This window comes from Mesorhizobium sp. M7A.F.Ca.US.007.01.2.1, from assembly GCF_003998165.1.
Taxonomy (GTDB): Bacteria; Pseudomonadota; Alphaproteobacteria; order Rhizobiales; family Rhizobiaceae; genus Mesorhizobium; species Mesorhizobium ciceri.
Genome location: NZ_RZQP01000226.1, coordinates 1 through 10019 on the forward strand (window position 1 = coordinate 1; position 10019 = coordinate 10019).

Sequence of the window (10019 nt, forward strand, 5' to 3'; positions counted from 1 at the left end):
GCCCTGGTCGATGGCAATGGCATCCTTGCTGACCGACCCGGCCAGATCGACATCGATCTTGCCGGTGATCAGCGGCGCCAGCGTCGCCACGTCGGTGTTGAGGCCACCTGCCTGCAGCTTGACGGTGACCGGCCCGGCGCGGTTCTGGATGTCAAAGCCGTCGGAATGGATCTGCGCCGCCAGATCATCCAGCCGCGTGCCGCCAGCAACGATGGAGACGAAGGAGGCGCCGATGTCGATGATCGGTGCCTTGCCGTCGCCGAAGGCGCGGGCGGTGGCATTGCTGATCGCCAGCGTGATCGGTTGCGCCTTGCTGCCGACGCTGATCACAACGGGCGGACCCTTGGCGGCGAGTTCGATCGAGAGGTCGCTGGCGCCGGCAGGATCGACAATGCCGGTCGCGGTGCCGTGCACCGCATCGCTGTCGATGTTGGCGCGGTCGACACTGACGCCACCGGCCGATGTGGCGGTGCCGGCGACATCGAAGCTGGTCTTGCCGGCAAACAGCGGCTTGAGATTCTCAGGCAGGAAGCGAGCGAAATCGCCGTCGCCCTTGGCCTCAACATGATTACCCTTGTCGGTCAGTTGGTGCCGGCCTGTCAGCTGGGTGACGATCTTGCCGTCGACCGAGAACGTGCCGATGCCGTTCCAATTGGCGAGCGGCCCGGTGCCCGAGACAATTATGTCGACCGGCGGCGTATCGGGCAGCTTGAGCAGATTGGCGATGATGCCGCCTGCCGGCTCCGAGGCCTTGAGGTCAAGATCGAGCCTGTTGTCCGCCGGCGCAAAGTGGATCTTGGCATCGACATTGCCTTGCTTGCCGTCATGGCGGGTGACGTTGAGCACCGTCTCGACCGCCAGCGGCGCGGCGTCGGCCTTGAGCATGCCCCTGGCGGCAAGTTCGGCGATGCCGCTGCCGGCCAGTTGCTGGCCAAGCGCGATCTCGGGCAGGTCGATCTGCTTGATGTCGATGGAAACCGGCAGCGTCGTCGTGCCGCCGCTCGGCGCCGGCTGCGTGCTGGCCACCGGCAATCGCGCCAGCTCAATGCGCTCGGCGGCGATACGGTCGGCGCTGAAGTTTTTCGACAGCAGCGCCAGCGGCGACCAGTCGACGGCCACCTTGCGCGCCACCAGCCAGGCACCCTCGCGATCCTCCAGCACGACATGGTCGACGCTGAGGGCTCCCGACCAGATGCCGTCTATGCCGCTGACCGTGATCTTGCGGTCGTCGGTCGATGCCAGCCGCGAAATGATGCCGGCGAGATTGTCGCGGCCGCGCTCGGTCTTGGTTAGCACCACCAGCGCGCCGATCGCTCCCGCAATCACGATCAGCAGGGTGTAGAGAACAATGCGGAGGATGCGCCAGACTGTTTTCATCGCTCAGAATGCCTGTCCGATGCCGGCATAGATGCCGAAATGCGGATCGCCCGGATCGCGGTTGAGCGGCACGGCCGCGTCGATGCGCAGCGGCCCGAACGGCGTGACATAGCGCAGGCCAACGCCGGCGCCGACCTTGACATCGGAGAAATCGGGAACCGATTTGGTCGACACGGTGCCGGCATCGACGAACGGCACGATGCCGATCGTGTCGGTGATGGCGATGCGCATCTCGACCGAGGTTTCGAAGAAGGACAGGCCGCCGATCGGCTGGCCGGTGAAATCCTTCGGACCGATGCCCTGATAGGCGTAGCCGCGCACCGAACCGCCGCCGCCGGAATAGAAGCGCCGGTCGGCCGGCACATTCTGAAGCCCGGTGCCGACGATCGACCCGATGGCGACACGTTCGGCCAGCACGAACTTGGAAGCCGAATCCAGCGACTGATAGGCCGATCCCTCGCCCTTGAGCTTCAGGAAGGCCGCACCATTCAAAATGTCGTAGCTCGGCTCGGCATAGGCCAGCACCCGGAAGCCGCTGGTCGGGTTCAGGCGGTTGTCCCTGTTGTCGTAGACATATTGCAGCGGAATGCTGGCGATCAGGTATTTGTGCTTGCCGAAAGCGTCGTGGATGCGGGAATAGTCGAGCGCCACCTCGGCGGAAACCGTCTGCTTCTTGGTCAGTTCGTAGGACAGGCCGGCGCTGCCCTTGACCGAGAAATGGTCATAGGCATCAGGATGTTCGAGCACTGTCTTGACGCCGGCGAAGAACTTCGATGCCGGTCCGATCACACCGGGTTTCTCGAACATGATGCCGGCATTGTAGTTGAGTTCGCCGAGATCGTTGCTGCCGATGCCGCTGATCTTGCCATCGATGCGCAGCTTCTCGGCCCGGCCGAACAAATTGCGGTGGCCCCAATAGCCCTCAAGGCCCAGCCCCTCGGTGTTGGAAAAAGTGCCGCCGACGCCGAAATAGCGTGGCTTGCGCTCGCTGACCTGGACGCCGATCGGAATGTTGCCGTCGGCATCGAGCTTGTCGGCTTCCTTGAACGTCACGCTGTTGAAGACCTCGAGCGCCAGCAACCGGTCGCGCGCATCGTCGATCTCTTGCGGCGAGTATTGCCGGCCGCGCTTGAGGCCGGTCATGTATTCGGTGAAGTCGCGGTCGACCTTCTCGGTGCCTTCCACGGTGGTCGGGCCATAGCCGGCGACCGGTCCGGCGGCGACCGTCAGCGTCACGTCGAGCGTCGAGGTGGCATGGTCGGCGACGATCTGGCGGTCCGTCACCTCTGCCAGCGGCCTGCCTTGCTCCTTCAGCGTCCGCACGATCAGCGCCTCGGCCTTGAGCACTGCGCCGGATCCGGCGTCGCCGCCTGATATCAGGCCATAATCGGCGCTCATCAGTCCTGCCGCGTCGCCTTGCAGCCTGATATTGCCCAAGGTGAATTTCGGCCCGGTAGCAATGTCGATCGCCACGGGAACCGGCTGCGGACCCTTGAATTCGGCATCCGGCGGCAAATCGTCGAGCGGCTTGCCGTCGATGGTGACGGTGACGACGCCTTCGTAGCGGGCATCGGCATAGAGCGCGGCGACAAGCTGTTCGCGGTCGCTGCGCGCCTTGGCCATCAGCCCGAGCGAGCCTGAAACCGGACGCTCCTCGTCGCTCTTCAGCGCCGAGGCATTTTCGAGCTTCTTGACCAGGTCCTTGTCGGCGTCGGGGGCATTGATGGTCACGGCGTAGCGCAGCGGATCGACGATGTCGGCATCCTCGTCGCTGGACGATCCCCACAGCTTGAAGCCGAAAAGCTCGAAAGCGGCCGCCGGGGGCGATTCGGCGACGAGCACGGTCGAGCACATCATGGCCAGCAGCAGGGCGCGCAGAAGCGCACGCCCTGGCGCGCGACCTCCTGACATCTGCTCTTCATGCGCCGGCATTAAGACAACCTAGGTTACAAAACTAAAATTGGAATGAAGTTCTGAAGCGCTCGTAAAGGGGCCACAATCCAATTGTCTGAAATAGGACGGGCTTGGAATTCACACCTTTTGCGTCGCCGCAAGAAAGCGTGATCCCCTGTCCTATGGAGGTACTACCGGTCATCGACCGGAAAGGAAACCGTTGGCAGGCGGACCCCTGCCGCGTCCTTGTGTTGACAAGCCTGACTGAAGCTTGATCATGCCCGGACGTCAGCTGTGTCTGGAGGGGTGTTATGGCAATGCGCGCGGCTCGTGGTCTTTCGATTCTGATTCTCCTGTTTTTTGCCTGGGCCAATGTCCTGGCCTGGAGCAGCGTCGCGCAAGCGGCCGAGGCCCGGCGTATCGCGACAACGGACAATTCCGATTATTTCGGTTTTGATCTCAGGTCCGACCAGAATGTGACAATCGACCAGTGCAAGACGACATGCCTGGGAGACCCGGCCTGCCGTGCCTTCACCTACAATAAAAAAGCCAAATGGTGCTTCCTCAAATCCGACTACAACCAGTTGAAAACCTTCAATGGCGCGGTCGCCGGCAAGGTCGTCAACATCGATGGCGATCCTGATATCGGCGCGCCGCCGGAACTCGCCTTCTTCCCCAACTGGATGGCCGACCAGGCCCAGCAATACCGCAACAAGCTGCTCGGCCCGGCCTATGACAAGCCGACAGAAGGCATGGCTGCCTTGCTGAGTGCCGCCGAACAGGCCGTGCTGACCGGCGACCACCGCTCCGCCATGCTGAAATACGAGGCCGCTGTCTCGGTACTGCCCGATGATGGCCAGCTCTGGCTCAACCTGGCGCGTGAAACGCTGGCCGTGCAGCCCGCCGCCAGCACATCCGAAGCTTCCACTTTGCCGACGAACGGCACTTCGGCCGCATTCAACGCCTATAAACTACTGCGCACCACCAAGACGCGCGCCGAAGTGCTGGCGCTGCTCGGCAACGGCCTCGACAAGCGCGATCTCTACCGGCCGGCGCTACAGGCCTATGAGGCGAGCCTTGCCCTGAACCCGTCGCCGGCGGTCCAGGCCGACTATGCCGATCTGAAGGCGCGCAAGGGTTTCCGCGTTATCGACCACACCATCGACGCCGACACCAGCGCGCCGCGCATCTGCGCGCAATTCTCCGAGGATCTGGTCAAGACCGGCGTCGATTACGCGCAATTCGTCACCGTCGACAATGCACCGCCCAAGGGCGTCGAGGCCAAGGACAAGCAGATCTGCGTCGAAGGGCTGGAGCATGGCCAGCACTACGACGTCACCTTCCGCGCCGGCCTGCCGGCGGCAATCGGCGAAGTGACCGCGGCACCCGTGGTGCTGTCGATCTATGTCCAGGACCGCGCACCGTCCGCCCGCTTCACCGGTGATAGCTTCGTGCTGCCGGCCGGCGCGCGCCGCGGTATTCCGATCGTTACCGTCAACATGAACGCCGCCGAGATGAAGCTCTATCGCATCGGCGATCGTTCGCTGGCACAGCTTCTGTCGGGCTACCAGTTCCTGCACCAGCTGGACGGCTATGACATCTCCAACATTTCCGAGCAGATGGGCGCGCCGGTCTGGCAAGGCCAGCTCGACATCGCCAATGACCTCAACAAGGAGGTCACCACCTCCTTCCCGGTCGACGAGGCGGTGCCGCAGCGCAAGCCCGGCGTCTACGTGCTGACCGCCCAGGCCGTCAACAACAAGAGCGACGACTACAACTCGATGGCCACGCAATGGTTCGTCGTCTCCGACATCGGCCTGTCGACCTATACCGGTCAGGACGGGCTCAATGTCTTTGCCCGTTCGCTGGGCAGCGCCAAGCCGATCGCCGGCGCCGAACTGACGCTGGTCGCCAGGAACAATGAGGTTCTGGGCACGGCGACGTCGGATGCCGACGGCCATGCCGTCTTCAACCCCGGCCTGACGCGCGGCGACGGCGGCATGGTGCCGGCCGTGCTGATGGCCAAGCAGGGCGACAATGACTTCGTCTTCCTCGACATGGGCCGGGCCGGCTTCGACCTGTCCGACCGCGGCGTCACCGGGCGCGCGGCGCCAGGTGCGCTCGACGTCTATGCCTGGACCGAACGCGGTATCTACCGCGCCGGCGAGGATGTTCATGTCGCCGCACTTGCTCGCGACGGTGCCGCCAAGGCGGTCGAAAACCTGCCGTTGACCTTCATCTTCTCGCGCCCCGACGGCGTCGAGGACCGCCGTATCGTCAGCGACGGCGCATCGGCCGGCGGCCATGCCGTCGACCTGCCGCTCGCCCCCAACGCCATGCGCGGCACCTGGTCGGTGTCGATCTACACCGATCCCAAGCAGCCCGCGGTGGCCAGCCAGATGTTCCTGGTCGAGGATTTCGTGCCGGATCGCATCGAATTCGACATGAAGGCCGACAAGCAGGAAATCGCCCAGGGCGAAACCGCCAACATCGACATTGACGGCCGCTTCCTCTATGGCGCGCCGGCAGCAGGCTTGGCGCTGGAAGGCGAGCTGACGCTGTCAACGTCGCGCGACTGGGACCGCTTCCAGGGCTTTTCCTTCGGTCTCGCCGACGAGCAGTCGGCCGAACCCACGGTCACCCCCCTCGCCGATCTGCCGGTGGTCGGCGATGACGGCAAGGTGACCTTCCCGGTCTCTGTCGACCAACTGCCCTCGACCACCAAGCTGGTCGACGCCAAGGTGACGGTCAGGATGCGTGAAACCGGCGGCCGCGCCATCGAGCGCTCGCTCAACATCGGCATCCGCCCGCAGGGCCATATGATCGGCATTCGTCCGGATTTCGCCGACAATGAAGTGCCGCAGGGCGGCACGGCCAAGTTCAGCCTGATCGCCGTCGATCCCGACGGCAAGCGTGAGGCGCTGAAAGGCGCGCAATGGACGCTGGTCAAGGTCGAACGCAATTACCAGTGGTACCGCTCCAACAATTCGTGGAATTACGAGCCGGTGACCTTCACCAAGTCGATCGCCAACGGCCAGGTCGACCTCAACGCCGACGGCGACGCAACGGTCTCCGTGCCGGTCGATTGGGGTCAGTACAGGCTCGAGGTTGAAACCGCCGATCCCGAAGGACCGGCGACCAGCTACGAGTTCGACGCCGGCTGGTATGTCTCCTCGACCACCACCGAAACGCCTGACGGCCTCGAAATCGCCCTCGACAAGGACAATTATGCCGCCGGCGAAGTGGCCAAGCTGAAAATCTCGCCGCATTTTGCCGGCGAACTCTTGATCAACATCGGCTCCGACAAGCTGTTGAAGACCATCACGGCGTCAGTGCCGGCCGGCGGCAGCACCGTCGACATTCCGGTCGGCGACGACTGGGGCGCCGGCGCCTATGTCACTGCAACCCTGTTCCGGCCGGGCGATGCGCAGGAGACGCGCATGCCGGCCCGCGCCATCGGCGTGAAATGGCTGAAGGTCGATCCGGGTTCGAAGAAGCTCGCCATCACCTTGACGCCACCGGACAAGACCATGCCGCGCCAGCAGCTGTCGATCCCGGTTTCGGTCGCCGGCGTGCAGCCGGGCAGCAATGCCTATGTCATGGTTGCCGCCGTCGATGTCGGCATCCTCAACCTGACCAGCTACAAGGCGCCGGATCCGGAGAACTGGTTCTTCGGCCAGCGCATGCTGGGTATGGAAATCCGCGACATCTACGGTCGCCTGATCGACGGTTCTCTGGGCAACGCCGGCAAGCTCAGGACCGGCGGCGACGGCGCCAACATGCAGGCGCAAGGCAGCCCGCCGACCGAAAAGCTGGTCGCCTTCTTCTCCGGCGTCGTCGAGCTTGACGCCGACGGCAAGGCGCGGGTCGACTTCGACATCCCGCAGTTCAACGGCACCGTGCGCGTCATGGCCGTCGCCTGGACCAAGGACGCGGTCGGCCACGCCCAGTCCGACGTGATCGTGCGCGATCCCGTGGTCATCACCGCCGGCCTGCCGCGCTTCCTGGCGCCTGGTGACGCCGCCGTTATGCGCCTCGACGTCGCCGACACCGATGGTCCGGCCGGCGACTATGCGTTCTCGATCGAAACGACGGGCGACCTGTCGACGGGCGACAAGCCCCTGCCCCAGAAGCTGACGCTCGCCCAGGGCAAGCGCCAGACGCTGACCGTGCCGCTGATCGCTCAGACGGCCGGCAATGCCTCGCTCACCATCAAGCTTGCCCATGCCGACGGCACCAAGGTCGAGCAGACGCTCTATGTGCCGGTGCGCCCGGCGCAATTACCGGTCACCACCCGCCTGGTGGTCGACCTCAAGGGCGATGGCGGCGCGCTTCGCGTCGACAAGGAGCTGCTCGCGGCAAGCCTGCTCGACGGCGCCTCTGTCAGCGTCGGCGTTTCGCAGGCTGCCGCATTCGACGTGCCTTCGCTGCTGATGACGCTCGACCGCTACCCCTATGGGTGCGCCGAGCAGACCACCAGCCGCGCCATGCCGCTTCTCTACGTCAATGAATTGGCGTCCGGCATCGGCATGGCCAGCGATCCCGATATCCATGGCCGCATCCAGGACGCCATCTACAAGGTTCTGAGCTACCAGGCCTCGGGCGGCAGCTTCGGCCTGTGGGGCCCGGGCTCCGGCGATCTGTGGCTCGATGCCTATGTCACCGACTTCCTGACCAGGGCACGCGAGCAGAAATACGACGTGCCGAGCCTGGCCATGAACCAGGCGCTCAGCAACCTGCAGAACTCACTCGGCTACGACCAGAGCGTCCAGGACCGGGGCAGCGAGATCGCCTACGCCCTCTACGTTCTGGCCCGCAACAAGAAGGCCTCGATCGGCGACCTGCGCTACTATGCGGACACGCAACTCGAAGCTTTTTCCAGCCCGATGGCCGTTGCCCAGCTGGCGGCAAGCCTGGCGCTCTACGGCGATACACCGCGTGCGGAATCGACGTTCAAGACTGCCCTGCAGTTGGCCAAATCGACCACCGACTACGACTACTACCGCTCCGACTACGGTTCGCGGCTGCGTGATGGCGCGGCGATGCTGGCGTTGGCGGCGGAATCCAAGCCGGTACCGACAATCGTGCCGGAGCTGATCAAGCTGGTGACCAGGGAACGCGCCGAAGCCCGCTGGACCAGCACCCAGGACGAATCCTGGATGCTGCTGGCGGCCCGCGCGCTGAAAGAAGGCAATGATACGATCACGCTGACCGTCAATGGCGCGGCGCATTCCGGCGGCTACTCCAACCAGGTCGAAGGCTCTGACCTTGTCGACAGCCCGCTGACCATCGCCAACACCGGCAAGACCCCGCTGCAGGCCGTCGTCACCACGGTGGCGTCGCCGGTCCAGCCGCTGCCGGCCGGCGGCGACGGCTTCACAATCAGCCGCACTTACTACAAGCTCGACGGCACCGAAGCCAATGTCACCGAGGCGACGCAGAACGAACGCTATGTCGTCGTGCTCAAGGTCAACGAGCAGAACACATGGCCGTCGCGCCTGCTGGTCACCGACCTGTTGCCGGCCGGCTTCGAGATCGACAATCCCGGCCTGGTCTCCAGCGCCCAGTTGACGAACTTCTCGTGGCTGGCGCAGACCGATGCGGCCCATCTCGAATTCCGCGACGACCGTTTCGTCGCGGCATTCAACCCGGCCGACGGCGACCACGACCACAATCTGACCCTCGCCTATGTCGTGCGCGCCGTGACGCCGGGTACCTATGCGCACCCCGCGGCAACGGTGGAAGACATGTATCGGCCGCAATACTCGGCCCGCACCGCCACCGGCATGATGGAGATCAAGGCGCCGTAAGGCGCTGATGGCGATGGACGCGATGAGCAAAGTGCCCCCTCACCCGCCCTCCGCTTCGCTTGGTCGACCTCTCCCCGAGGGGAGAGGAGACGGCCAGCGCTGGCGCCAGTCTCTTCTCCCCACCGGAGAGAAGGCGGCCGCGAAGCGGCCGGATGAGGGGGCATCTTTACTGCCATGAAGATGCTTCGCAAATTCGCTGTTGGAGCGGCAGGGTGCGCCGGCATCCTCGCCCTTTCCGCCGCGTCCCTCTGGGAACTCGACCGCGCCTTCCCGCCCCCGCTTCCAGCCGAACTCACGGTCTCCACCGAAGTCCAGGACCGCGACGGCCAGTTGTTGCGCGCCTTCGCCACGCCGGACGGCTACTGGCGGCTCGAAACCCGGCTCGACCAGGTCGACAAGCAATTCGTCGACATGCTGGTCACCTATGAAGACAAACGTTTCTGGGACCATGAGGGCGTCGACGTGCTGGCGCTGGCGCGCGCCGCCGGCCAGTTCGCCACCAGCGGCCACATCGTTTCCGGCGGCTCGACGCTTTCGATGCAGCTTGCCCGGCTGATCGAGCCGCGCGAAAGCCGCAGCCTCGGCTCCAAGATCAAGCAGATGCTGCGCGCCATCCAGATCGAACGGCGGCTGTCGAAACGCGAAATCCTCGAACGCTACCTGACGCTGGCGCCCTATGGCGGCAATCTGGAAGGCGTGCGCGCCGCCTCGCTGGCCTATTTCGGCAAGGAGCCGAAACGGCTCACCGTTTCCGAATCCGCCCTGCTCGTCGCCCTGCCGCAGCTGCCGGAAAAGCGGCGGCCCGACCGCAATTTGAAGATCGCCCACGCCGCCCGCGACCGGGTGCTGACCCGCATGGTCTCCTCCGGACTGCTCGGCGAGCGCGAGGCCGCGCGTGCCGCCCTCGACGATGTCTCGGGCCTGCGCCGTACCCTGCCG

The 10019-nt window shown here is 64.7% G+C and carries 3 protein-coding genes and 1 pseudogene; 2 read left to right on the plus strand and 2 right to left on the minus strand.

Annotated features, from left to right (window positions below; all coding sequences use genetic code 11):
* Positions 1–1377, minus strand: a pseudogene (locus tag EN949_RS28455) (translocation/assembly module TamB); the annotation flags it as partial.
* Positions 1378–1380: 3 nt separating this feature from the next.
* On the minus strand, positions 1381–3309 hold the full coding sequence (locus EN949_RS28460; protein WP_127367018.1) for an autotransporter assembly complex family protein: 1929 nt from the start codon (positions 3307–3309) through the stop codon (positions 1381–1383).
* A gap of 272 nt (positions 3310–3581) precedes the next feature.
* On the opposite strand from EN949_RS28460, the gene EN949_RS28465 reads away from it, so the two are divergent.
* Both EN949_RS28465 and EN949_RS28470 read left to right on the plus strand, forming a co-directional pair.
* Entirely contained in the window at positions 3582–9080 is a 5499-nt protein-coding gene (locus EN949_RS28465; RefSeq protein WP_127371851.1) for an alpha-2-macroglobulin family protein, read from the plus strand.
* Between the two features lie 174 nt (positions 9081–9254).
* A partial coding sequence (locus tag EN949_RS28470) for a transglycosylase domain-containing protein (protein ID WP_206534970.1) occupies positions 9255–10019 on the plus strand: 765 nt, incomplete at its 3' end.